Source organism: Methanomicrobia archaeon, from assembly GCA_011049045.1.
Classification (GTDB): domain Archaea; phylum Halobacteriota; class Syntropharchaeia; order Alkanophagales; family Methanospirareceae; genus JACGMN01.
The window spans coordinates 1-23,753 of record DSCO01000059.1; the positions used below are offsets into that span (position 1 = coordinate 1).

25 protein-coding genes and 1 tRNA gene are annotated in these 23,753 nt (G+C 57.6%); 9 read left to right on the forward strand and 17 right to left on the reverse strand.

Features of this window, described 5'->3' with window-relative positions; genetic code table 11:
- Positions 1 to 800 (reverse strand): hypothetical protein (locus ENN68_08140; protein ID HDS46037.1); only part of this gene is annotated, 800 nt, incomplete at its 3' end.
- Positions 801 to 1,415: 615 nt separating this feature from the next.
- Between ENN68_08140 and ENN68_08145 the strand changes: the two genes are divergently transcribed.
- From ENN68_08145 to ENN68_08160, 4 genes are all read left to right on the forward strand, one after another.
- On the forward strand, positions 1,416 to 1,757 hold the full coding sequence (locus tag ENN68_08145; protein ID HDS46038.1) for a DUF4277 domain-containing protein: 342 nt from the start codon (positions 1,416 to 1,418) through the stop codon (positions 1,755 to 1,757).
- Complete coding sequence (locus tag ENN68_08150) at positions 1,754 to 2,062, forward strand: hypothetical protein (GenBank protein ID HDS46039.1); 309 nt, start codon at positions 1,754 to 1,756, stop codon at positions 2,060 to 2,062. The genes ENN68_08145 and ENN68_08150 overlap by 4 nt, the downstream gene beginning before the upstream one ends.
- Before the next feature lie 6 nt (positions 2,063 to 2,068).
- Entirely contained in the window at positions 2,069 to 2,302 is a 234-nt protein-coding gene (locus ENN68_08155; protein ID HDS46040.1) for a hypothetical protein, read from the forward strand.
- Positions 2,303 to 2,372: 70 nt separating this feature from the next.
- The gene (locus tag ENN68_08160; GenBank protein HDS46041.1) at positions 2,373 to 2,756 is read left to right on the forward strand and encodes a hypothetical protein; all 384 of its coding nucleotides are present in this window, start codon (positions 2,373 to 2,375) and stop codon (positions 2,754 to 2,756) included.
- A gap of 342 nt (positions 2,757 to 3,098) precedes the next feature.
- Here ENN68_08160 and ENN68_08165 read toward each other — a convergent pair whose 3' ends face one another.
- Positions 3,099 to 4,190, reverse strand: coding sequence for a hypothetical protein (locus ENN68_08165; GenBank protein HDS46042.1), 1,092 nt, complete (start codon positions 4,188 to 4,190; stop codon positions 3,099 to 3,101).
- A gap of 772 nt (positions 4,191 to 4,962) precedes the next feature.
- Between ENN68_08165 and ENN68_08170 the strand changes: the two genes are divergently transcribed.
- Positions 4,963 to 5,943, forward strand: coding sequence for a hypothetical protein (locus ENN68_08170; GenBank protein HDS46043.1), 981 nt, complete (start codon positions 4,963 to 4,965; stop codon positions 5,941 to 5,943).
- Between the two features lie 88 nt (positions 5,944 to 6,031).
- Here the strand turns inward: ENN68_08170 and ENN68_08175 are convergent, their stop codons facing one another.
- The 5 genes from ENN68_08175 to ENN68_08195 all read right to left on the reverse strand — a co-directional run bounded on the left by ENN68_08175 (position 6,032) and on the right by ENN68_08195 (position 10,994).
- On the reverse strand, positions 6,032 to 7,279 hold the full coding sequence (locus ENN68_08175) for a Glu/Leu/Phe/Val dehydrogenase (protein HDS46044.1): 1,248 nt from the start codon (positions 7,277 to 7,279) through the stop codon (positions 6,032 to 6,034).
- Positions 7,280 to 7,446: 167 nt separating this feature from the next.
- Entirely contained in the window at positions 7,447 to 7,734 is a 288-nt protein-coding gene (locus ENN68_08180) for a hypothetical protein (GenBank protein HDS46045.1), read from the reverse strand.
- Positions 7,731 to 8,933 carry an ArsA family ATPase gene (locus ENN68_08185; GenBank protein ID HDS46046.1) on the reverse strand — a complete coding sequence of 401 codons (1,203 nt, stop codon included), beginning with the start codon at positions 8,931 to 8,933 and terminating at the stop codon, positions 7,731 to 7,733. The genes ENN68_08180 and ENN68_08185 overlap by 4 nt, the downstream gene beginning before the upstream one ends.
- 89 nt (positions 8,934 to 9,022) lie before the next feature.
- Complete coding sequence (locus ENN68_08190) at positions 9,023 to 10,204, reverse strand: ArsA family ATPase (GenBank protein HDS46047.1); 1,182 nt, start codon at positions 10,202 to 10,204, stop codon at positions 9,023 to 9,025.
- 13 nt (positions 10,205 to 10,217) lie between these two features.
- Entirely contained in the window at positions 10,218 to 10,994 is a 777-nt protein-coding gene (locus ENN68_08195) for a glycosyltransferase family 2 protein (protein HDS46048.1), read from the reverse strand.
- 346 nt (positions 10,995 to 11,340) lie between these two features.
- On the opposite strand from ENN68_08195, the gene ENN68_08200 reads away from it, so the two are divergent.
- The 3 genes from ENN68_08200 (at position 11,341) to ENN68_08210 (ending at position 14,612) form a co-directional block, all read left to right on the forward strand.
- Complete coding sequence (locus ENN68_08200; protein ID HDS46049.1) at positions 11,341 to 11,868, forward strand: hypothetical protein; 528 nt, start codon at positions 11,341 to 11,343, stop codon at positions 11,866 to 11,868.
- A 61-nt stretch (positions 11,869 to 11,929) separates the two neighbouring features.
- Positions 11,930 to 13,273 carry a bifunctional hydroxymethylpyrimidine kinase/phosphomethylpyrimidine kinase gene (gene thiD, locus ENN68_08205; GenBank protein HDS46050.1) on the forward strand — a complete coding sequence of 448 codons (1,344 nt, stop codon included), beginning with the start codon at positions 11,930 to 11,932 and terminating at the stop codon, positions 13,271 to 13,273.
- Positions 13,274 to 13,361: 88 nt separating this feature from the next.
- Positions 13,362 to 14,612, forward strand: a complete 1,251-nt coding sequence (locus ENN68_08210; protein HDS46051.1) for an HD domain-containing protein — start codon at positions 13,362 to 13,364, stop codon at positions 14,610 to 14,612.
- A gap of 30 nt (positions 14,613 to 14,642) precedes the next feature.
- On the opposite strand, the gene ENN68_08215 is transcribed toward ENN68_08210, so the two are convergent.
- The 3 genes from ENN68_08215 to ENN68_08225 form a co-directional block, all read right to left on the reverse strand.
- Positions 14,643 to 15,044 (reverse strand): 30S ribosomal protein S6e, encoded by a 402-nt coding sequence (locus ENN68_08215; GenBank protein HDS46052.1) that lies wholly within the window; start codon positions 15,042 to 15,044, stop codon positions 14,643 to 14,645.
- A gap of 152 nt (positions 15,045 to 15,196) precedes the next feature.
- Positions 15,197 to 16,975, reverse strand: coding sequence for a translation initiation factor IF-2 (locus ENN68_08220; protein ID HDS46053.1), 1,779 nt, complete (start codon positions 16,973 to 16,975; stop codon positions 15,197 to 15,199).
- A gap of 37 nt (positions 16,976 to 17,012) precedes the next feature.
- Positions 17,013 to 18,251: a molecular chaperone DnaJ gene (locus ENN68_08225; GenBank protein ID HDS46054.1), complete on the reverse strand. Its 1,239-nt coding sequence runs from the start codon at positions 18,249 to 18,251 to the stop codon at positions 17,013 to 17,015.
- Between the two features lie 200 nt (positions 18,252 to 18,451).
- Between ENN68_08225 and ENN68_08230 the strand changes: the two genes are divergently transcribed.
- Positions 18,452 to 18,928: a hypothetical protein gene (locus ENN68_08230; protein ID HDS46055.1), complete on the forward strand. Its 477-nt coding sequence runs from the start codon at positions 18,452 to 18,454 to the stop codon at positions 18,926 to 18,928.
- Positions 18,929 to 18,999: 71 nt separating this feature from the next.
- Here the strand turns inward: ENN68_08230 and fliE are convergent, their stop codons facing one another.
- The 7 genes from fliE to ENN68_08265 all read right to left on the reverse strand — a co-directional run bounded on the left by fliE (position 19,000) and on the right by ENN68_08265 (position 23,748).
- Positions 19,000 to 19,614, reverse strand: a complete 615-nt coding sequence (fliE, locus tag ENN68_08235; GenBank protein HDS46056.1) for a flagellar hook-basal body complex protein FliE — start codon at positions 19,612 to 19,614, stop codon at positions 19,000 to 19,002.
- Positions 19,563 to 20,033 carry a DUF22 domain-containing protein gene (locus tag ENN68_08240; GenBank protein HDS46057.1) on the reverse strand — a complete coding sequence of 157 codons (471 nt, stop codon included), beginning with the start codon at positions 20,031 to 20,033 and terminating at the stop codon, positions 19,563 to 19,565. The genes fliE and ENN68_08240 overlap by 52 nt, the downstream gene beginning before the upstream one ends.
- The gene (locus tag ENN68_08245; protein HDS46058.1) at positions 20,020 to 20,379 is read right to left on the reverse strand and encodes a hypothetical protein; all 360 of its coding nucleotides are present in this window, start codon (positions 20,377 to 20,379) and stop codon (positions 20,020 to 20,022) included. Before ENN68_08245 ends, ENN68_08240 begins: the two co-directional genes overlap by 14 nt.
- On the reverse strand, positions 20,373 to 21,161 hold the full coding sequence (locus ENN68_08250; GenBank protein ID HDS46059.1) for an anaerobic ribonucleoside-triphosphate reductase activating protein: 789 nt from the start codon (positions 21,159 to 21,161) through the stop codon (positions 20,373 to 20,375). The genes ENN68_08245 and ENN68_08250 overlap by 7 nt, the downstream gene beginning before the upstream one ends.
- 3 nt (positions 21,162 to 21,164) lie before the next feature.
- Positions 21,165 to 22,211 (reverse strand): M42 family peptidase, encoded by a 1,047-nt coding sequence (locus ENN68_08255; protein ID HDS46060.1) that lies wholly within the window; start codon positions 22,209 to 22,211, stop codon positions 21,165 to 21,167.
- A 12-nt stretch (positions 22,212 to 22,223) separates the two neighbouring features.
- Positions 22,224 to 22,345 (reverse strand) — tRNA-Tyr (locus ENN68_08260).
- Positions 22,346 to 22,425: 80 nt separating this feature from the next.
- Positions 22,426 to 23,748, reverse strand: coding sequence for a molybdopterin molybdenumtransferase MoeA (locus tag ENN68_08265; GenBank protein HDS46061.1), 1,323 nt, complete (start codon positions 23,746 to 23,748; stop codon positions 22,426 to 22,428).
- Positions 23,749 to 23,753: the final 5 nt, after the last annotated feature.

Below are 23,753 nucleotides of genomic sequence, written 5' to 3' on the forward strand. Positions count from 1 at the left end.
GTCCCGCCAGCATCGAAGCAGCTCGGGCTCCGTTTCGCTACCGCTGTCGGACCGCAGTCCACGTAGATAAGGTCCGTGAATGCCCCGGAAAGGCCGTTATCGGCCCAGCCGGAGAGTGTGACACTCTTCACGCCACAGGTGGCGTAGGTGTGTGTGATAGCGACTGGTGGCCCTGCGATCGGTCCTGCAGTAGTGCCGTCGCCGAAGGTCCATGTATGGTTCACGATCGTCGTGCCTTCTGCAGTGTACGAAGGATCAAATTCCACCTCGAGACAGCCAATAGCTTCCCACTCGAATTCGAACTCGGGTGGTGTTAGTGGTACAATTGACACAAAGTGCTGTCCGGTACCGTTGGTCCACGTGCCATCTTCATGCTTACCAAGGGCCGCCATCTTGTTGAGCACACCGCCCGCATCTACGTCTGCCTGCGTGAGCGCATAATCGTACCCATAGGATTGTAGAGGGCCGCCCTGAGATAGGGTAATCGGTGTTGCCGTTAGTTTTATCCAGCCAACCTTGTTCTGTCGATCGTTTTCATCAAACCCTGGGGGCACTTCGTAGACATCTCCTGTCCAATCTCCTGCGGACGCGTTCTGCACCGGGTTCGCGACAAAAATTTCGAAAGGCACCGAATAGCCGACGATTCCCGGAACCACAGAAGGCCCTGACTTACCCTGGGTTAAAAGCCCCTGGGACTCCACTTCTGCTGTTGTCGAGGGTGCGATCGCTGCGAAGATCGAAGCAACCATGATAAACGCTAGTGTAATACCTATTAGTCCTTTGTTCATTTTTGTAGTCATCTTTTTTTCGTTTCACCTCCTAATTGTTTGATGCGCGGAGGGGGTATATAAAGCTTTCGACTTTACCGCCCCGCTTCCGTCGCTCTCGCTCCTCACTCCGCGCCGCCTTCGCTTACCGGTAGCGCGAGGAGTGAACATATCTTCGCGTTCTCACTATAAAAACGTTACGCCCGCTCTGGATGCTGCAGCGACCCAGGGGGTGCTTACCCTTTTAGCTGGATCATGAGGCAGGAAGAGCAGAGCAGAGCAGGAGTTGCTTGCTCGCTGCCTGAGGTTGTGCCGCGGTAAACGTGTTATATAAACGATCGCTGAAGCATGATCCTTGCAACCAACGCCAGAAGACCGAGAATACAAATTATATAAAATAAAAAACTGATGCAGACGATAATAATAGCAAAATACGCTAAAACCCGTATTCCGCACATTCTTGATACAGCCCATCTCAAAATTTGAATTTATACTGCGTAGCGCGAGGGGCGACATCGTTAAATACGGGTTTTTTATCGAACGTTATGCCTCCCGATTGGACTATCCTTGCAGGATGAGCCGATGAACTTAGCCGAAGCTGCGTAGAGCAGCAGGAACCTGAACCATCTGGGGATAGTATAGACCGAGGTGTATCGCGAGATTGGCTTAGTTGAGGAGATTGACCGGTCTCTGGGTGTAGATCCACGCCAGAAGGTGACCTGTGGTGAGGCGGTCGTTGCTATGGTGCTGAATGCTCTTGGACTCGTTGACAGACCCCCATACCACTTCCCCGAGTTCTTGGAGACGAAGCCTATTGAGATCTTGATACGGGCGGAAATGAACGTGGAGGACTTCAATAACGATGTCTTAGGACGAACTTTGGACAAGCTCTACCGCGCGTGCCCTGAAAGTATCTTCGCGTATCGCAGCTTCATGATAGCCTATAAGGGTTACGGGGGCGATTCATCCATAATGACACCACCTCGATGAGCCTCGCGGGCGGCTATGAGCATAAAGAGGGCGATCTGGACGCCGTGCCACTCGAGATAACCTGCGGGTACTCAAAGGACGGCAGACCGGACCTGAAGCAATTCGTCATCTCCCGGGTCATGGACGGCGATCTGCCGGTTTTTATACCGGTTCTGAACGGTAATGCCGCTGATAAGAACCATTTCAGGGAGATCGTGAAGAGATACGGTTCTTCCCTGCGGGAGATGGGGGGAAGACCGGATATGGGTATGGGACAGCGCCTTTTATTCGGAGCGGAATGTGGAAGAGATCTCTGGAAGCTATAAGGAGGTGTGAAGCAGCGGTGGATCGTGGTCTTTTCAGAGAAGGCATTCTCGCGAGAGAGGGTGGCGTTGGAGAAGAGGATAGAGAAGGGGAGGGCGAAGGCTGAGAAAGAGCTCTGGCACGTCTCTCATCAGCCATTCCATTCACAGGAAGACGGCTTGCATGCCCTGAGGGCGACGGAGAAGGGGTGGAATTTGAGGAGAGGCGACAGAGGAACGGCGGAGGACTTAGAGCACGGATAGTACAGTAAGGCGAGCTGTGAGGCGGACGAAGCTGCGATTGAGAAGGAGCTGCAGAGACGGGGCACGTTCATTGGTGCGACCAACGAGCTGGGATCGTGAGAAGCTCAGTGGTGAGGAGACGCTCACGGCTTACAACGAGCTGCAATACGCAGAAAGAGGATTCAGATCCCTTAAAGACCCGTTGTTCTTCGCGCACAGTATGTTTCTGAAGAATGAGGGAAGGATAATTGCACTGGTGATGATAAGGGGGCTTGCCCTTATGATTTATAGCCTGGCGGAGCATGAATTACGAGCTGCCCTGGCGGAAACAGGTGAGACACTACCGGATCAGAGGAAGAAGCCAACGAAGAGCCCAACAATCAGGCGTGTCTTTAAGGTATTTGAGGGAATTACCGTCCTTTGTTATCGGCTCAAAGAAGGTGAAGATACTGAATATAACGCCACTACCTGCTAAAATTCTCTTTGCCAGGCAGTGAGTATACAAGGGTATATGGTTGTGGATAATTAAGGAACTATCGAGGCACTAAAGGAGGGATAAAGGGGCCGTTAGGAACAACCTGATACGCTACCTCATGCGAGATCGAGGTGAAAAGTAGGTAAATAAGAGGATAAATCCGGATGTTATTCATCACTGCGAGTATAAGCTCAAAACTTACTCCACCAAAAGGTTAGAGCAGGAGAAAAATCAAAAACCAATCTCATTTATAAGCTCAAAATGTGGAATATGGGCTAAAAATAAGGTGAAGGGGGTTAAAGCCCCCTATCCATCTGTGTGGCACTGTTCCTATTTAACTAACTAACGCACCTTACGGCGAATACCCAGGATCAATACGGCACTCAGTGCTCCCAGAAGCGCGATCAGCCCGATCGGGCTCAGCAGTGGCGCCTGGGTGCACGGGCCGACACTTACCGTAGCGGTATCCGTACAGCCGTTTGAATCTTTAACGGTAAGGGTCGCGGTGATTGGCTCGGTAACAACCCTTGAGACCACCTGGCCAGTTGCCGTACCACAGTCACTGAAGCTCCAGGACCAAGTCGTGATGGTTAACCCCGACACATTGGGATCTGTTGTCGCGCTACCGGTGAACGTGATCACGGTACCGCCTTCCTCGAAGCAGCGCGGATCAGCAGACGCATACGCTTTCGGGGGACAGGCTACATAGACAGCTTTCACCGTTTCGTTGTACAGACTCTGGTTATCGTACCCAGAGACCTTAACCGTCTTCCAACCGCAGGTCGCATAGGTGTGGATCGGCGAGCTTGCGCCTCCTGAAATCGGGCCTTGAGTTGTCCCGTCGCCGAAGTCCCAGGTGTGGTTCACCACATGGCCGTCGGGATCATACGAGGTGCACACAAATTGCACCGCGAGACAGCCATAGCCGTACAAGCTGATGTTGAAATGAGGTGGCACATGCGGTTCAAGTGTAACATTGTGCTGTCCGGTACCGTTGGACCACGTACCGTCGTCATGCTTACCAATGGCCGCCATATTGTTCGTTATATTTCCGGCTGCCACATCCGCAGCGGTAAGCGCATAATTGTAATAGTAGGTTACCGCAGGACTGCCCTCGGCCAGGGTAATTGCCGCTGCCGTTAGTTCTACCCAGCCAACCTTGTTGTCTCGATCGTTCGGATCGGCACCCGGTGGCACCTCATAGACACGTCCTGTCCAGGCACCTGCCCCGGGGTTCGGCTGTATAGGGTTCTGGACCGAAATGCTGAAATTAACCAGATAACCGACCTGTGCAGGAACACTTGTGGGCCCTGATTTCCCCTGGGTTAAAATCCCCTGAGCCTGAACATCTGCGGTTGCCATAGGTGCAAGAGCTGCAACCACGATGAATAGTAAGAGTGCACTCACCATACCAAAGATTATTCTCTTATCCATTTTTTCACCTCCTAAGTTTTCCTGATGATCTCGGACCGGCTGATCTCGCCGTCCGCTGCAGGTATCCCAGTTAGTTACCACCTTTTTTTAGCCGCCAATCATGGCTCCGCTAAAGAAGGTGAGCAACTTATCCGTACTAAGCAATTCTCGTTGCGGGTATATAAGCGTTTCGGTGCTTCAACACGGCCCCGGAAGCCGCGATCGCAACAGGAATTTATAAGGTCCGTATCCACTCCACGGGCCCTGCGCTGTGAATTGAAGACGCTTCCCGTGACCAAGAAGGAATTAAGGGTCTGCGACGGGCCACCGGTGCCGTTACGCTGACTGACCTGCAGTGTCAGCGCGGTGCCTGAAGGCGCCCGGAGCAGCGGAAGCGCGCGATGGACGGTAAGCAGCGCGGAAGAAGAAGAAGCTGGGTGCTGCTCTTTCTTCGCGGGTCGCGGCCTGCCTAAAGGACCTTCAAGACCAAAAAGGCGGCCCAAACGGGCCCCACAGAACGGGCTAGCGCGCACGGTCGTACGCTGTTCGCGTGCCTTTCAGTGCCGGTTCTTCGCTGTCTCTCCACCTCGCTGCGCGGGAAGACCACGCGCGCCGTTTCCTGCTTCGCTCGGATCATTCCTGACTGATGAAGCGGACTGAAGCAGGTGACTGCGCAAACAAAGAGCGCGTCGGGCACGGTCGCTTCGGTCATTAGTCATACAGAGCAAAGTTACTTGCATACATACCCTTTTATTTGCTGGTATGGGTTAAACTACTGTACGGTCAATTGCATATGGCAACAGTAACCGTGAAGGTGGTCAGACTCCTTGCCCGTGCTGGTGGTGGCGAAGCAGCTGAGCAGGTCGTTGAGCTGATCCTCGCCACTGAAGGTAATTATCGGCGGGTATCGCTCAGGGACGATCAGCCCGCGCTCGTGGCCAGCGGCGCACTCGCGGTCAGTGACGACGTACGCATCGAGCACGCGTCCCCGGCATGCCGGGGAGCAGCCGGTGTGCGGCGGCTCACTGCCGGCCGTTACGCACGCATAACGAAGCTTGCACCGCCGATCGAGCCTCTCCGCGACGTTACGGAGACGAAGCTCACGGTGCTCGCGATCGCCCGACCCGAAAAAGGGAAGGTCTGCATCGCGGGCATCGATGAGCAGGGCGCGTGGCTGCGGCCGCAGGGCGTTCACGCCGTCGAACTGCTCGCCGCGACGAGACCGCTCTTCAAGAACCGCTGCGTATCCACGGTCTATCTCGATGCATGGCGTGGCCGCCATGCGCGCAAAGAGGATCGGTTCTTCGTGTACTGCCGCGGGGTGGAGCACGAGCTGTCCGAAGAAGAGCAGCGACTATTTTTAGCGCAGCATCGCGACGAGTCAGTTGATGCTGTTTTCACTCACGGGCGGAGCCTGGGTCTGATCAAGCCGCGGATCCTGCAGGTCTACGAAGAGCGCGCGCGGTCGAAGCAGCGCGAGACGGAGTACGAGCAGTATATACGGTTCAATTTCAAAGATGGCGCAGGCAGGGTATACCGGCGGTGGCCCTGCCGCTGCGCGGCCTTTTACGATGCCTGGACCGAGATGAAACGGAAGCACCGGTGGACCTGCGGCTGGCGCATGCTCACGTATCTGCGGCGGCATGAAACGTATTTTGCCATCGGGCTCACTCATACCGATTACGGGCGATCAACGCTGGAATACGGCGCGTATCCGATGATCGTGGGTGTGCATCTGGTGGCCCGCTCGAAGCGCGGTGTGCCCGCTCAATAACATACTAGACACTGAGAATGAGGAAGGAACAATCCTGTGAGGGCTAGTTCCTCCGCCTGCTACACGCGGATTGCGGTAAGCTGCGACCTCAAACCCAGCCACGTAAATGCATCGCTTCCACCACACGATCAACCGCGACGACGTATGCGGCCTGTCGCATGTTGATACCATAGCCCCGTGAGGCATCGAGCACAGAACGGTATGCGGCCGTCATCTTCTTTTCCAGGCGCTCGTAAACCTCTTCAATGGGCCAGCAGTACATGCTGATGTTCTGCACCATCTCGAAATACGAGACCGTGACACCGCCGGCGTTACAGAGGAAATCCGGGATCACGTGCACGCCCTTCTCGTAGAGTATCTTATCGGCCTCGGGCGTGGTAGGCCCGTTGGCGAGCTCTGCGAGGATCTTCGCCTTGATATTGCCCGCGTTCTGCTCCGTGATCACGTTCTCCAGCGCGGCGGTGATGAGGATATCCACCTCGAGTTCGAGCAGCTCCGCGTTCGTGATGGCCGCCGTATCCGGTGTCTCGACGACCGACCTGGTAGCTGCTTTGTAGCTGCAGACCTGCTCCAGGTTCAGCCCGTTCTTATTATAAGCGCCACCCTTTGAGTCGCTTACCGCGACGACGTTCGCGTCGAAGAGCTCTTTACAGAGAAATGCCGCGTTACAGCCCGCGTTGCCGTAGCCCTGGATGGCAACTGTTGCATGCTTCAGGTTAAGTCCGAGCTCCTTTGCCGCCTCCCGGATCGTGTACATCCCGCCACGCGCGGTCGCATCCTCGCGGCCACAGGAGCCGCCGATGCAGACCGGCTTACCGGTGATACAGCCAAAGATGTTGCGGCCCGCGAGCTTTGAATACTCATCCATCATCCAGGCCATCACCTGCGAGGTCGTATACACATCAGGGGCAGGAACATCCTTATCGGGCCCGATGAACTGCCAGATCTGATTGATATACGCCCGGCTCAACCGCTCCAGCTCATGCTCAGAGAGCGACTTCGAATCGCAGACAACGCCACCTTTGCCGCCGCCCAGTGGTAATCCGAGCAGCGAGCACTTCCAGGTCATCCAGGCCGCGAGCGCACGCACGGTATCGATCGTCTCTGCAGGATGGAATCGAATACCGCCTTTCGTCGGCCCCAGCGCATTGTTATACTGAACCCTGAACCCCTGAAAGACCCGCGTCGTCCCGTCATCCATCCGTACCGGAATGGATACATGCAGCTCCCGCATAGGATGTCGTAAGAACTCGTGCACATCCTTGTCCAGCATGAGTATCGCCGCGCATTCGTCCAGCTGTTTCTGCGCCATCACAAACGGATTCTGTTCGGTCATGTCTCTACCGCTTGTTGTATTATCAGTGGATACATAAAAGACACATGAGCATGCAGCACAGCGCCACTAAAGGATGGTAAACGGCCGCCCAAAACGCCCTTGCACGTGGTACTTCGCGCTTCCTGGAATGCGCTTACGCTCGTCGAATGGTTTGTAGAACGATACCACTACTCGACCGAGACCGTGACGGTCTCCTTCCGCTCAGGTTCAGGCTCGAGCTCGGTCTTGTACTGCTCGAGGAGCGTGATCTCCTTCTCGATCAGCTTCGTAAAGGCTTGCAGGGTACTGATCCGCCATTCGATGAGCTTCGCCGCGAGCTTCGAGGGCTGGGACACGTAGCCCTCCAGCGAGCCGAGAGCGTTACCCGTGAGGTCTGACGCGATCTTGAAGGGTACCGTCGCGGTACCCGCAAGAATGCGAACCGCCTTGACCAGATCTTCATCTTCCCAACTCATTTTTTCTCCTTTTTCCATCGTTCATCAGTGAAGTATATATGGAGCGCGTCATTTAAGAGCTTCGCCTTATCAAGCTTCATGAGGTGCGCAATCGCGGGAAGCGGAATGAAATTACGCGCTTCGCCTATGTCAGTTGCGATAACGACCGAAAGATCCTCACCCACTCGCTCCACCTCGGTCACTTCACGGTAATTGCCCGTGGACGGGAGCGGCACGACCACTTCCAGGCCGCCTTCGATCTCCTTGACGGTGATCGCATGCCCCTGGTAATAGACCTGTGCGGGATCTTCACCATCGAATAATTCCTGGCCCACCTCAGTGAGGAGCTTCAAGCCCTTTACCTCAGATTGGAAGAGCCGGAGCTTCTTCAAGGGCAGTGGATGGAATGCCAGTTCTGAATCCGCTATATACCGTTCCTGCGCCTCTTTCCAGTCCCTGAAGTACGCATCGTGCACGCCTTCGGGAATGATCTTGTTCATCACCGCGAGATCGACGTTAATGTCGTAGAGGTTGGCGAGCAGATACGTCCGTTTCAGGTTCTGTATGCTGAATGCCTCGGGATTCGCGATCAAGCGTAAGCTGGTGACCGTACGATCAGAGATGATCTTCTGCAGCCTCTGAAGTATCCGCAGGAGCTTGATATCCTGACTGATGACCTCCTTGCCCGGTGTGGGGATCCCCACGATCGGCTCAGCCACCTTCGCCAGGCCCACGAACGGTGCCACGAGCTTGATCACCTTCGTGGCTGTAGAGCCGAGCAGCGTGGGCAGATAAATGTTCTTCAGCGCGTCGCCCGAGGGCACGGTATCGAGCACGATCACGTCGTACTGCTTCGATTCCACGTACTCGACCAGCTTCAAGAGCGAGACGAACTCGGTCATATTCGGCAGCGCGGCGATCTCGTAGGCCAGCACCTCATCGACCCCTTTTGACTTGAAGAGCGAGACGACGTACTCCTGGATCGCCCCGTAGGACTCCCGCGCCTCCCGTATCGGATCGATCTGCACCGCCCAGAGCTTCTCCATGATCGCCGTCGGCCGGTAGTGCACATCAGTCTCGAGCGCGTCCGAGAGCGTATGTGCTGGATCTGACGAGATGATCAGGGTCTCATAGCCTCGCTGGGAGAGCGCCAGCGCCGTGGCACTGGAGATGACCGATTTCCCCGCGCCGCCCTTGCCGGTATAAAAGATTACGCGCATGCGTTTTTAGTTCCTCGTTTGGGTACTGTAGAGCTCATGAATCGTGGAGACGTCACGTCCCCAGCTCTATACACACCTTCCATTCTGAATTACGGGTTAATAAAGGATATTCGGAGTCCGTCCTCGACAAGTTTGGCCTTTACGAGCCGCATTGCACGTGCGCGTGCGGGTAACGCGACGAAGTTCCGTACCTCGCCCAGCTCGGTCGCCATCACCACCGAGAGATCCTCGCCCACGCGCTCGACCTCACAGCGGGCCGCGCAGTTGCTCGCGGACGGCAGCGGCACCAGAAGCTCGAGGCCCGCCTCGGTCGTTCGAACCTTCACGGGCTCCCCGGTGTAATAGATCTGTGCAGGGTCTTCTGAGCCGAAGAGCGCCTCACCGATGCTTGAAAGACTGGCCAGGCCGCGGATCGGTGGCGGGACGAGCTCGAGTCTCTTGAGCGGCACGGGTCGAATCGCGGCCGCCAGCTCCGCCTGATTACGCTCCTGCTCCGCGCTCCAGACGGCCGAACACGACTGGAGCAGTTCGTCCGGCATGACCCCGTTCATGATCGCGAGATCAACGTTGATCCCGTAGAGTTGTGCGAGGAGAAACGTCCGCTTCATGCTCTGGATACTGGCGGTATCGGGCGTTGCGATCACCCGTAAGCTGGTGTGTTCGCGATCGTGTATGATGCGCTTCACGTTCCTGAGCGTCTCGAGTAGTTTGATATCTTCGTCGAGCACCTGCCGGTCGGGAGTAGGGATACCAATGATCGGCTCGGCCACCTTCGCGACCGCCGCAAACGGAGCGGTCAATTTGATGAGCGTTGCGGCATTCGAGCCGAGCAGCGCCGGCAGATAGACGTTCCTCAAGGATTCACCCGACGGGAGCGTATCAAGGACAACCGCATCGTAGGCGTGCGCGTCACCGAACTCAACAAGTTTCAGGAGCGCGATGAGCTCGCTGGTCAGCGGTAATGAGGCGAAGGCATAAACGAGCTGCTCATCCAGCTCTTCGACCCTGAAGAGTGCGAGCACATAATCGTGGATGCGCTGATAGTTCGCCTGGATCTCACGGAGCGGATCGATCTGCAGTGCCCAGAGCTGCGCGGCGATCTGCGTGGGCACAGACTGAACGTCGGTCTCGAACTGTGTGGAAAGGGCATAAGCAGGCTCGGTCGAGATGAACAGTGTACGATAGCCGCGTTGCGCCAGTTTCAGTGCCGTTGCCGCTGAGATAACCGACTTACCCACGCCGCCCTTGCCGGTGTAGAAGAGCACTCTCATGGTATCTACCTATCTATCTTTCTGTCTGTCTGTCTATCATAATATCTCCGTCTTTCTTTCGCCTCAAGGAGAAATAGAGCCGGATTATGCTGGAGAAGAGTACGGCGCTATCGCTGACCGCCTTCACCTTGGTGTTAGCGGCACCTTTATCCTCCCAGTGCACGGGCAGCTCCTTGATTCGGTACCCTTTGCGCTGCGCGCGCACAAGCAATTCGGTATCCCAGAACCAGTGCTCGTCCTGGATCTCATCCAGCAGGTGGAGAAGGGACGTTCTGCGGAAGGCTTTGAACCCGCACTGGTGATCGCGCAGCTTCGAGTGCAATATGAGTCGCACGAGGAAGTTATACACGGTGCTCAGTACGCTTCGTTTCAACGATCGCTTCGTTTCGCTCGCCCTGAGCAGGCGCGAGCCAATAGCGAGGTCATAGTGCTCGTCGCGGATGGCGCTGATGAGCGGCTTGAGATACGCCAGATCGGTGGAGAGGTCCACGTCCATGAACATGATGACCTCGCCTCGAGCGGCCTTAAACGCGCGATTGAGCGCCTTCCCGCGGCCCAGGCGCGCGTCACTGTGCATATGCCGCACGAACGGATCGTCCGCGGCGATAGCGCGCGCAAGCTCAGCGCTGCCATCGGTGCTGCCATCCTCAGCGATGACGAGTTCGTACGAGGGCGTAACTGCAGTTATCGCTCGCTTCGTCTGTTCTACCGCCGCTTCGAGCTTACCCGCCTCGTTATGTGCCGGGAACAGGACAGAAACTGCCACCTGGTCTCGTCCGGGTTCGCGCATCTTCGGCCTCCCACACACACAGTTATAGAAAGTATATCTACTATGATACCTCGATCATACATACATACATACATACATACATACATACATACATACAGCCCCATCAGGTGCGATGAGCCATCAGATCACCGCATCGCTCGGTTAGTCAGTCACCCTGAGGGCCGGGGGCTATATATAGTTAGTTAGTTAATATTGAATGACGCCGAAGTTAAAGGTAAGAGCATGCAGGGAGGTTTTGACGCGCGTTTGCAGCTCCGGGTGCTGGTAGTAAAGGGCATATAACATAAACTAAACGATCGAGCTTCAGGATTGCACGCCTAACTAAAAAGAAGAAAGGAGGGAGCGCATGCTGGAAGACTGGAACGTGATAGTAATAGGTGATGGCGATCGCGAGCAGGAACTGTTGGCAGCTCTGGAACCGGACGGCGAATTTGAGCGGTCGGGGTTTCGGGACGTGGTGATCGGGCACGTCGAGGATATTGTGGAGTTCCTCGAGGATGCGGAGCAGGGGAAATACCCGACGTTGCAGCGGGTAATTCCCATTGAGGATACGTTCTATACCTCGCCCGAGCTGTTAGTCGACCGGTTGAAGATGCGGCTCGAGCGGTACATCGATGAGATCGAGCCGGGCGAGACCTTCGGGATCCGCGTGGAGCGACGTGGCATGAAAGAGTCAATCTCGAGCATGAAGGTGGAGCGCGAGGTCGGTGGCTATTTCTTTGACCTGGTGGAGAAGGTACAGGGCAGGAAGCCAAAGGTGAACCTGAACCATCCGGACAAGTTGATCGCGATCGAGATCATCGGGAATCAGTGCGGCATCGGGTTCATTACGCGGGAGATGCTGGAGAAATACCGTGTGATCAAGGTGAAGTAGTGCAGGTACTCCGGGCAAAAGCGTTCGGCTATGCTTCGGTAGTTCGCAAGAGGAAGGACTGATGCGAGCGAAGAGGGTACTGACCATCGCGGGCTCGGACAGCAGCGGTGGCGCGGGGATACAGGCGGATATCAAGAGCTTTGCGGCTCTCGGCGTGCACGGGATGTCGGTGATCACCGCGATTACCGCCCAGAATTCGTCCGGTGTGCACGCGGTACACGAGGTGCCGGTCGAGATGGTGGCGGCACAGCTCGCCGCGATCACGGCAGATGAGGGCCTCAGGGTCGATTACGCGAAGACCGGTATGCTCTACTCCACCGTGATGATCGAGACGGTCGCACGGGCGCTGGAACGCTCTGAGATCCCGTTCGTGCTCGATCCGGTGATGAAAGCAGGTGCTGGTGGGGCGCTCATCGAAGATGCCGCGCTCCATGCACTGACCCTGCACCTGTTGCCGCTCTGCGCGGTGATCACGCCGAACGTGCCCGAGGCAGAAATCCTGAGCGGTTTGCCTATCAGGACCAAAGACGCGGTGAAGGCAGCCGCACGAGCGATCCACGCGCTGGGCGCAGGGGCAGTCATTATTAAGGGCGGGCATCTCGCGGATGAACTCGCCGCGGGCAGAGCGACGGATGTGCTCTACGACGGCGCATTCGCGGAGATCAGCGCACCGCTCGTGAGATCGGAGCGGATCGTGCACGGTGGCGGTTGCACCTTCTCCGCCGCCCTGGCTGCGGAGCTGGCGAAGGGGAAACCGGTGCAAGCGGCTGCTGCAACGGCGAAAGGGTTCGTCCATGACGCGATCGTCAATGGTGAGTTCGTGTCCGGATTGCTCGTGGTGAACCAAACACAGGGACTGCAAACAGACGCAGACCGATACGGGACTGCGGAGAACGTGCGGCTGGCAGTGGGCAGGTTGAAAGCGACCATCGGGTTCGAGCAGTTGATACCCGAGGTGGGCACGAACATCGGCATGGCGATCGACCGTGCGACTGGCGTGCAGGACGTTGCCGCGGTGGACGGCCGGATCGTCCGCACGGCAGAGGGGGTAAGAGCGGGCTGCGTCGCCTTCGGTGCCAGTGACCACGTGGCGCGACTGATACTGGCGATGCGGGCGCAAAACCGCGCGTACCGGAGCGCACTGAACGTTACCTTTGCACCTGAGATCCTTGCGGCCTGTCACAAGCTCGGGATGACCGTCAGCACGTTTGAGCGCGATCGCGAGCCGGAGGACGCGAATACGATGGACTGGGGCGTGGCGGAAGCGAGCAAAGCGTTCGTTCCCGACGTGATCTTCGATCGTGGAGCGGTGGGCAAGGAGCCGATGATCAGGATCTTCGGGACCTCTGCGGTCGAGGTCGTGGAGAAGGTGCGAAGGATCGTGGCCGCGTTAACGTACGTATAAAAGCTTTTTCTTACTCTCCTCAAAGCCATCGCTCTTATGTAACTGAGTACGTAAGTAACGAACGAAAGAACGAACGAACGAAAGTCCGATGAAGAAGGTTATTCGCGACCCACTCCACGGCTATATCGAATTCGATGAGCTCGCCCGTGCGCTCATAGATACGATGGAGCTGCAGCGGCTGCGGCGTATCCACCAGCTCGGGTTCGCCTATCTCGTCTACCCGGGCGCGAACCACACGCGGTTCGAGCATTCGCTCGGCACGTATCATCTGTTGTGCCTGCTGCTCGACCGGCTCGAGGTGCCCGCAGCAGAAGAGCAAGAGCTGCTCGCGGCCGCGCTGATACACGACGTGGGACACGGTCCGTACTCGCACGTGACCGAGCCACTGCTCAAGAAGTACACCGGGAAGGGGCATGAGGATATCGAGACGGTGCTCTTCCCCGAGCGGGCCGAGCAGGACGGTGCCCGGAGGTCTGAGACGATTACCCCGACGATTGCGGAAATCCTCGATGCGTTTAGATTGGACAAGCGCGCGGTGCGGGGCTATATCAAAGGAGAGCGGGCGGAGTGCTGGACGAAACGGGATCTCTCGCGGATACTCAACGGCGAGATCGATGTGGACAAGATGGATTATCTGGTACGTGATTCGTACTATACCGGCGTGGCCTACGGCGTGGTGGACAACACGCGCCTCATTCACGGCCTGGATTTTGTCAATGACGAGCTCGTGCTCACCGAGAAGGGGATTCTGCCTGCCGAATATCTGCTCTTCTCGCGGTTCCTGATGCAGCCGACGGTCTATAACCACCATACCGGGCGGATCGCGCAGCTGATGTTCACGGCTGCTCTGGATGCCGTTATAGGAGCAAAAACCGATGCGTATGACTGCGCTGCCGCACTGCGACGTATGGACGACGCGGAGATAACTATCCAGCTCAGAAACGCGGACGGGTATCCACAGGAGATGATCAGGCGGATCGAGGCGCGACGGCTGTTCAAACGCGCGGTATATACGACCCTCAGCGATCTGGACCCGAGCGTTGTTGACACATTAGGGGACGACCATGAGGTGGAAGCGCTCACCTTAGAGCTCAGTCAGCGTGCGGGCGTTGACCCACGCTACGTGCTGCTGGACGTGCAAAAGCCCCGGAACGAGGTATTAGCAGAGAGCACCGCGAAGGTGGTCGTCGGGCACGAGTCCCGGAGTTTACGCGAAGTCTCCTCGCTCGTCGCCTTACTCAGTCGCGAGTTGGAGAAGCGGTACAAAATCGGCGTGTATACCCCTGATGAACACCGCGGTGCGGTGAAGCATGCAGCAGAAGCGATCTTATGGCCGTGAAACCGGCCGATGAGTACGCAGCACAGCAGATCACGCCCCTTTCGCCGCTTCCACCGCAGGCGGGGCGAAGATATCCGCAAGCGATTTCCGACCGTACTCCTTCACCACGACGTTGACCTGCGAGATCTCCGTGGAGATCTCAGTACCGCGCACGGATTTCCGGCGGCGTTTGCCCTGCTCCTTCGGATTGTACCCGGGCGGGCTCGTGATCAATATTCGCTTCCGCGCCGATCCCGCAACGTCCTTCCGCATCGGCATCCCCTGCATGTCCGAGCCACCGGTTATCTCCAGCACGTAACCGCCGAGCCCGATGATGTCCGCATCCACGAGGTCACCGATACGCTTCCCAATGAACAGCGCGTTCGCTTCCGCATCCTTGCCCTCGAGCTTGTACGCCTTTCCGGTCTTCGAATCACTTATCACTATCTGCATCTTCGTGCTCCCTTTACGTTCACCACCATACACTATCACCTTTCTTACTTAAATTATACCCGGCCACGGTGCTGATCCCGGGAACCAGGCAGTGACGGTAATCGCGCTCGCGATCGCCCGTAGAGAGAGCAGCCCGGGGTTACCGTAGCGTTTTATTCCGCCCGGAACTGCCGTCTTCGCTTGATCTCCTGCAGTTCCTCGAGCACCTCCAGCTCTTCGGGGGAGAGCACGCCGCTGTGTCTCTTGAGCTCCTCAACTTCCTCTTCCTTCAGGTTCACGTAGAGCACGTCGTTCTCGTTAATCTGCCGGCCGACGGTGGGCTTCCGGAGCGCGATCGCGACCTGCATCCCCTGCTCGGCACGTGATATCCGTTCGCCCTTGTCCTGGATCTCGTTGATCGGGCCGATGTTCGAGCCGTCGAGCTTCAGGAGCTCCACACCGGTCTTGATCTTGCCGGCTACAATGTCCACACCGACGATCGCGGGTTTGCTCTGCCTGAAGAGGCAGCCGGGCAGTATCCTGACCTTTGCAGGCGTGTTCATGCGCTCGAGCAGCGCGCGCTTCTCCTGCTCATGCTCGTGCTTCACCCAGGCCTCATAGTCCTCGATCAGCCGGTAAATCACGTCGTTTACGAATACGGGAAGCGCCATCTGCTCAGCTAACTCCTTCGCATCGGGCAGGAGACCAACACTGAACCCGAAGATCACCCGTAAATACCGGTCGCGCACCGTCGTCGCCTCCATCACATCGTGTTTCGAGATGTTCCCGACGTCCGCGCGCATGATCGCCTCAATGCCCTGCTCCTTCAATTCCTGCGCGAGCGCTTCCAGCGAGCCCATGGTGTCCGCTTTGATAATGAGCCCTTCGGGCACCGTCGCCAATTTGAGCGCGTCGAGTGCGCTCTTCACGTCCGCTTTCACCGCGTCCCGACTCTCCGCTGCAAGCACCACGCGCACCTGCGAGCCGGGCAGTGCGAACTCCAGGTTCGGTGCCACGATCTTCACCCCAGCCGCGGCATGCACGGTCTTCACCCGCTCGAATTTGCGCTCTGTGCGTATCTCCTGGAGTGCTCGGGGCTTCAAAAGCCCTTTCACCTTCGTCACGATCGGCTCCTCGTCCGTGCTGCCCACCACGATCGTATCGCCGACGCTCAGCTTGCCATCGTAGAGGATCACGTCGAGCGTGGTGCCGAGCCCCTTCTCCTCCTTCTTCTCCAGGATCGTGCCCACACCCGCCTCTTCCACATGCAGCCCCAGGGTGCGTTCGAAGTACTTCTGTGACAGCCCGATCAGTACCAGGAGCAGATCCGCAATGCCCTCGCCGGTCTTCGCACTCACGGGCACAATGGCGACATTCTTCGCGAAATCCTTTATCCGGTCGTATCGATCAGCGGAGAAGCCCTTCTCGTGTAGATCGCCCGCAACGGTATAAATCCGGGTGTCGATCTCCTGCTGCAGATATTCCGGCTGCGTACGGTAATTGAGGATAAAGGGCTGTTTCTTCGAGTGCCAGCCCCGTATCCGGTCGATCTTCGTAAGCACGACGACGAACGGCGTCTTCAGCATCCGCAGCACGTTCAGCGATTCGTAGGTCTGCGGCTGAAAGCCTTCCATCACATCGATCACGATGACCGCAACGTCCGCGAGCGCGCTGCCGCGTTTGCGTAACGAGGCGAAAGCATGATGGCCGGGAGTATCAATGAAGAGCAGCCCGGGGATCTTGATTCCGGACCAATCAGAGCGTAAGGGCTGGCAAATCGCCTTGATCGTCTCTATAGGGATCTCCGTGGCGCCGATATGCTGCGTAACGCGACCTGCTTCCTTCTCCGCCACCGCGGTGCCGCGCAGGGAATCGAGTAACGTGGTCTTCCCGTGGTCGATGTGCCCCACGACAGAGAGTATCGGTGTCCTGATCGCGCGTTCCGTGCTCATACCGCTCGCCCCCCAGACTCATTTCAGTCACGTTCGTTTAGTTCTTTTTAGGCCACCAGGAGAAAAAGCCCTTCTGCTCACCCGCATCATCGTGGTGGTCCCCTTCGCGCTCACGCTCCTCCTGATCAAATTCCAGGAGCAATTCCTTCTGCCGCTTGCTCAGCTTTCGCGGCGTCTGCACCCGTACGCGCACGACCAAATCCCCGCGGCCGTGGCCTTTCAGGTCCGGCATCCCCTTATGCTTCAGCACAAAGGTCGTGCCCGATTGTGTGCCCGGCGGTATCTTCAGCCGCTCACTGTTGCCATCAATCGTGCTCACCTCGATCTCATCGCTGAGCGCGGCCTGCGCGAATCGCAGGGGGACCTCGCAGAGGAGATCGTTCCCCGACCGCAGGAAGAAGTCATGCGCACGTACCTGCAGCACCACGTACAGATCGCCCGGTGGCCCGCCTCGCTCGCCTGCGCTGCCTTCGCCCGCGATGCGCAACCGACTGCCGGTGTCCACGCCGGGCGGCACCTTGACGGTAAGCTCCTTCGTCATCCGTAATCGCCCGCGACCGTTGCAGTGTGTACAGGGGTTCTGGATTATCTGACCCGCGCCAGCACAGCGCGGGCAGGCGGAGATAGAAATGAGCTGCGCAAAGCCCTGGCGGTGCGCTCTTCGCACCTGACCCGTGCCGCCACAGTCAGGACAGGACGCCACGCCGCCGGGCGCCGCGCCGGTACCGTCACAGGATGAGCAAACGTGCTCTTTCGAGATGGTTATGCTCTTCGCCACACCCGTCGCCGCTTCTTCCAGCTCGATCTCAAGATCGTACCGGATATCACGCCCGCGCTCAGGGCCATAGCGGTGTTCGGGTCGTGCGTAACCGTGGCCAAAGAGATCCTCGAAGATGGTGCTTCCGAACCCTGAGCTGGCGTTCCTGCCCTGGGTGCGGCCGAAACCGAAATTACCGCCGAAGATGCCTCTGAACAGATCACCGAAGATATCCTCGATATCGTTATAGTGCGTGAAATCAGACCATTCGAAGCCGCCAGGACCAAAATTAACGCCGGCAGGGCCAAAGCGGTCGTAATTTGCCCGTTTCTGCTGATCGTACAGGACCTCATAGGCCTCGGAGATCTCTTTGAACTTCTCCTCCGCCTCCTTCGGACTCTCCTTATTCAAATCGGGATGGTACTTCTTCGCCAATCGTCGATAGGCTCGTTTGATCTCGTCCTTCGATGCGTCCCGCTCCACGCCGAGAATGGTATAATAGTCCCTTGTTCCAGCCAACTACCGTACTCCTTACGCTCTACTTACTGTAGAGTGCCGGAGCGATATAACTTTTTTAGCCCCTGGAGAAGCTTCACTTATTCACCGCTTCGTTCCATCAGAAATACCCCGCGAACGGGTAGTAAGAGCAGTCCCCTTTATATATAACCTCCACCTTGAGTTCATTTGTTCACTGAACCAGTGAAGGCGGTGAAGGCGCGATGAAGGTGCGGGTGGAAGTGACGGATGACGCGGGCGTGAAGTCATCCATAGAGAAGGAGGGCGATTTGCAGCTGGAGATGCTCAAACAGGCCACGATCAAGGACGTGCTCAAGTTTTTGGAAGGGCAGCTTGCCCCGATCTCCTTACAGGACGCTTACGATCCCGATGGCGAAGGGCTCACGATCAAAGAGCGGCTTGCTTCTTTCTTGCGCTATGACCCCCATGCACCCCAAGGGTGGTTCACGTCTTCACAGCTGCGGCGAATTTACGAAGATAAATTTGAAGAGAGCGTGCGGTTGAGCACCATCTCGACCTACCTGGCGGGCTTGCACGCGGACGGCATCTTAGAACGGAAAGGGAGTAGAGCAAAGCGCCAATACCGGGTCGCCACCGAGAACTTGAAGATCCCGGTCCTCTTCGATCTTGGTACTGGGGGTCATGAGATAGAGACGTTGAGTGTGAACCGTGACTGTTAACCCGCTGCGGTGTGCTCCTTCTTCGCCGCGCGAACCTCAGGCACCGGTTCACGGACGTGCGAAGGGCGCGCTCAACAGGTGTGCCGGGGATTCTGAAGCAGCGCCTTTATCTGCTCCTTAAATGCTCTGAGCGAGCCCTCGTTCCGCAGCACGAGATCGGCCTGCTTCATCGCCTCGCCCATCCCCCAGCGGTTCTCGCGCGCCTCACGCGCCTGAAACTCCGCGAGTGCCAGCGAGTCATCGCCGCGCCCACGATTCTTTATCCGTGTATAGCGCAGCGAAAGCGGCGCATCGATCAGTACGAGCACAAAATTCGTCCCAAACGCGCGCTTGAATGCTTCTACCTCAGGCACGCCTCGGATACCATCAACCACAATGAGCTTGTGCTCCGCTTCGGTCATACCGCTCACCAGCAGGTCATGGATACGGGGGATGCACCGTTTGGCAATGGCATCAAGCCCCTCATTCGCCCGGAGCTCGTTCGCTATTCTGCCCGCGTTCTCGTCAGTCACGGGCAGCATACGGCTCTGGAGCTCCGCCCGTATCACGTCGCCCATGGTGATGACGGGGATGTTCAGATCCTTCGCAACGGTGGCTGCGACGGTCTTTCCTGATGCAGGTGCGCCGATGAAGGCTAGTATCTGTAGCGTTCCTGCAACCACTTTTCCGCGGCACCTCGGGCAAATCTTCGCTCCGGTGTAGCGTGAAACACGTTAACGACCGTGAGCAATTCCCCTTTATGCACGGTACCATCATGGATAGGGAGAAAAACGACTTCGTCAAGAACCCGACGCGTCTCAACGCCCTTGGGCTTGCCCATCGCATCAGCTGTAAGCACCACACCAAGCGCATGTCGCAATGTGAGACAGGCTAGCACAATTGACTTCGGCGGGATCTCAACCTCTTCTATCTTGATCGTCACGGTCTGGTCTTTCTGCACGTCTTTGTCCTCCCGGGCGATGAGCATCTCCCACTGACCATGCGGGCCCACGGAATAGCCATATCTATACGCTACGGTCTCCAGCACGCATTTCTTCCCGCCGATGTCATCCTCCCAGTACACATACTTTATCTTCGCCATGTTCTTGGTATTAGAGTAGAGCATCACTAGTCTTTAAGTTTTCCGGTTGAGCGAGCCGCGCCAATCGCTTGTCCCAGTACTCATCCATCACCTGCGATTCCGCTGAATTCTCGAAGACGAGCAGGGTACGATCCGCCTGCGTGATCACGCCGAGATAATTCAACATGATGCTCTCCCACTCGTTCTCGGTCAGCCCGCGGCCGACCGCGGCCTCGATCACCTCGCGTTTGAAGATCAGCCGCTCGTCGCCTCGTATCCTGATCAGCATCCCGAACCAGAAGAAGGTGGCATTATTCGCGGCATTGTCCGCGCAGAGCGCCTGTGCGGCCCGCAGATTTGCCGGTATCGCCTCAAGAAATACGCTCACCATGTTCGCTCGTTTACCTTTTTACCTGAGCTCAGCTTAAAGACCACTTCCTCGCCCTGCTCTCGTGTTCTGATTCTCACCTCGTGCAAGGGCGCTGCGCTAAGCGCCTCAGCCGCGAGCTCTTTCAACTCCGCACGGCTGAAAACTGCAGTTGCATCGAGCGTTCGACCCGAAACGACCTCTGCCCGCCCCTGCTGGATGATGTACGGTTGCGCATGGGCACCCCGTGCAACAAGCTCGCGCGCGATTGCCGTCACCTCCTCACGGGCCACGAGTCCTTTGAAGACGGTGGTGATCACCTCGAACTCAACAGCCGCGTGAACGCAGACCTCGAGCGTGCGTTTTACCCGTGCCGCAACGCCCGTGGCCCGCGTTAGCTCGTCGTACCGCGCCCCGGACGAGAGCGGTGCCTTGATATCAAGGAAGAGCTTCTCAACGAGCCCTTGGTGCAGGAGCGATTCGACCGCATCGGGATAATAGCCACAGGTCTGCACGGCAACGAGCAGCCCCTGCTTCCGGGCAACGGCCGCAAGTGCTTCCAGTGCGACCGGCTGCATGCACGGTTCACCACCCGAGAGCACGACCGCATCGATGACGCACGCGTTCTTCACGATCTCGGCCTCAAGGTCATCCAGGTCCACGTAGTTCGAGCCCGCGCGGATCTGCGCGTTCTGACAGTAAACGCAGTTGAGCGGGCATCCGCGCAAAAAGATGACCATGGCGGTCTTGCCGCGCCAATCGATGGTAGAAACGGGGACGATATCGCCGAGGTTTACGGCTGCCATGCATCAGAAATAATCGACCACGCGCTCGAGCGCCCGCGCAATGAGGTCGGCGCAGTTCGTGAGATCCTGTAAGCTCAACAGCTCGACCGGCGAGTGTATATAGCGCGTGGGAATGCTCACGATACCCGTGGGGATACCGCACTTTGTCAGATGGATCACGCTCGCATCGGTATTCCCCCCGTCCGCGACGCTGAGCTGGTAGGCGATAGTGTATTGAGCTGCGGTCTCTTTGAGCCAGTTAAGTACCGCAGGTGGCGTGATAATGCCGCGGCCCGAGGCGTCGGAGACGGTAATCACGGGGCCTTTTCCCAGCTCCACCGGCCGATCCTTCTTCTCTATGCCCGGATGGCCGCCCGCGACTTCCACATCGATCGCTAAGGCAACGTCCGGTGTGAGCGCATACGCAGAGGTTCGCGCACCTTTCAGGCCCACTTCTTCCTGCACCGTACCTACCGCATACACCTCACAGTCCGTGGTCGTTCGCTTGAGCGCCTCGATCATTACCGCAACGCCTGCGCGGTTGTCAAAGGCCTTACAGGTAACCCGTTCGTTACCGAGATCGGCGAGATGGCGATCGAGGATGACGGGAGTCCCGACTGAAATGCCCATCTGCTCCACCTCGTCTCTGGTTCGCGCACCGACATCGATGAACATATCTTCGAGTTTGATCACCTTCTCGCGCTCTTCCTGCTTCATGCCATGCGGCGGTTTCGAGCCGATAACGCCGTAGAGACCGCCACCTCTGGCCTGTAGAATCACGCGCTGGTTGAGCAGCGACTGGTCAAACCAGCCGCCAATGGGTGAGAAGGTGATAAAACCCTCGTCATTGATATGCTTCACCATGAGCCCGATCTCATCGAGGTGTGCGGCGAGCATCACGGACGGCTTCTTACCATGGTGCGTCGCGATCAGATTCCCGAGCTTGTCGATCGAGATCTCGTCCGCATAGTCCTCGAGCTCCTCCTCGACGATCACCCGTACCTCGTTCTCGTAGCCCGAGAGGGCATGTGCCTCAGCCAATTTCCTCAGCAGTTCTTTCAGTTCAGCCATGTTGCGAGAGAATCCCGCCTCCCGGATTTGAACCGGGGACAGCACGGTGTCCGCGCGCGGTAATAAGATCTTCGGGAGGTGATCTAAAACGCCACACTACAGCCGCGCACTCTTCCAGACTGAGTTAAGGCGGGACATATGTACAGTACATACCCACCGTCCCATATAAATATTGCCCGGTGCGCCGTTCCCGCCCGGACTATCGCCTCACCGTTCACCAGGGGGTACCGGCCGGTAACTCGGAGAACAGAACCACATCCACCAACTCGTTCTCCTCGAGCAGCTCTTTGCCCTTCGCCATGAGGAAGTAGCCATCGGCCTTTGCGAGCGTGGTGATTGCGCCCGAGCCAGAGAGTACGGGCGTAGCGCGGTGATACTCTTCCGGGCTCCCGGGCGCGCTGAGCTTAACGAGCACGTATTCGTTTCGCCCCGGCTCGGAGAAGATACGTTGCGTCACCTGTGCGGTGATTGTCCGACCAGATCGGCCCGCAAATTCGGGTGCCGCACCTGCGAGTCGGCGCAGCAGTGGTGCCACGAACTGGTTAAAGGTGATCAGCGCGGACGTGGGATTCCCGGGCAGGCCGAATATTGGCCGTTCCTGGATCATACCGAAGATGAATGGCTTACCGGGTTTAATGTCCACGCCGTGTACGAGCATCTCACCGCGCGCCTCTATCGCTTGGGGCAGCAAATCGCCAACGCCGGCTGAAGTACCGCCCGACACGAGAATAACGTCTGCTTCAGTCTCTATCGCTCGTTCTAGCAGTTGGGAGAGTGCTTCGGGGGTATCCCGAGCAATCCCCAGCGCGCAGGGGATACAACCGAGTGCTCGCACCGAATCGCAGAGGGTCTGCGCATTCACATCATAGATCTTCGCCGGGGGGAGCGCTTCACCCGGTGCGACGAGCTCGTTACCCGTAGAGAGAATGGCAACCCGGGGCTTTTGATGCACGAGGACTTCCGTGAGCCCGCATGCCGCCAGAACACCGGTCGCACGTGGCGTGAGCACCGTGTTAGTCGCCAGTATTCGCTCGCCCCGTTTGATGTCCGAGCCCGCATGCATCACGTTCTCAGCCGGAGCGACCGGTTTGAAGATCTGCACCGCTGTGACCGATCTGCCTTCACGGTGCTCCTGACACTCAGCGGCATTCTCGATCTTGACCACGGCGTTAGCGCCCGCTGGCAGTGATGCGCCCGTCGAAATACCCATACAGGAGCCTTCGGTCACGATGCGCGTGGGCTGCATGCCGGCGAAGAGCGTATCGAGGAGCTGCAGTGAGACCGGATGGACTTCATCCGCATAGAAGGTATCCGAAGCGACGACCGCGTAGCCGTCCATGGTTGCACGATCAAAGGGCGGGACGTCAAGCGCTGAGACGACCTCGGCTGCCGCAATGCGGCCAAGAGCCTCGGTTATGCTCACCCGTTCCACTGCACGGCCGCTCCTCGTCCAGTTCTCCACGAGCGTGGTCGCAACGCGTGCAATAAGCGCTTCTACCTCCTGCTGCTCCGTGATCTCCAGGAACTGCTTCCCCATTGACC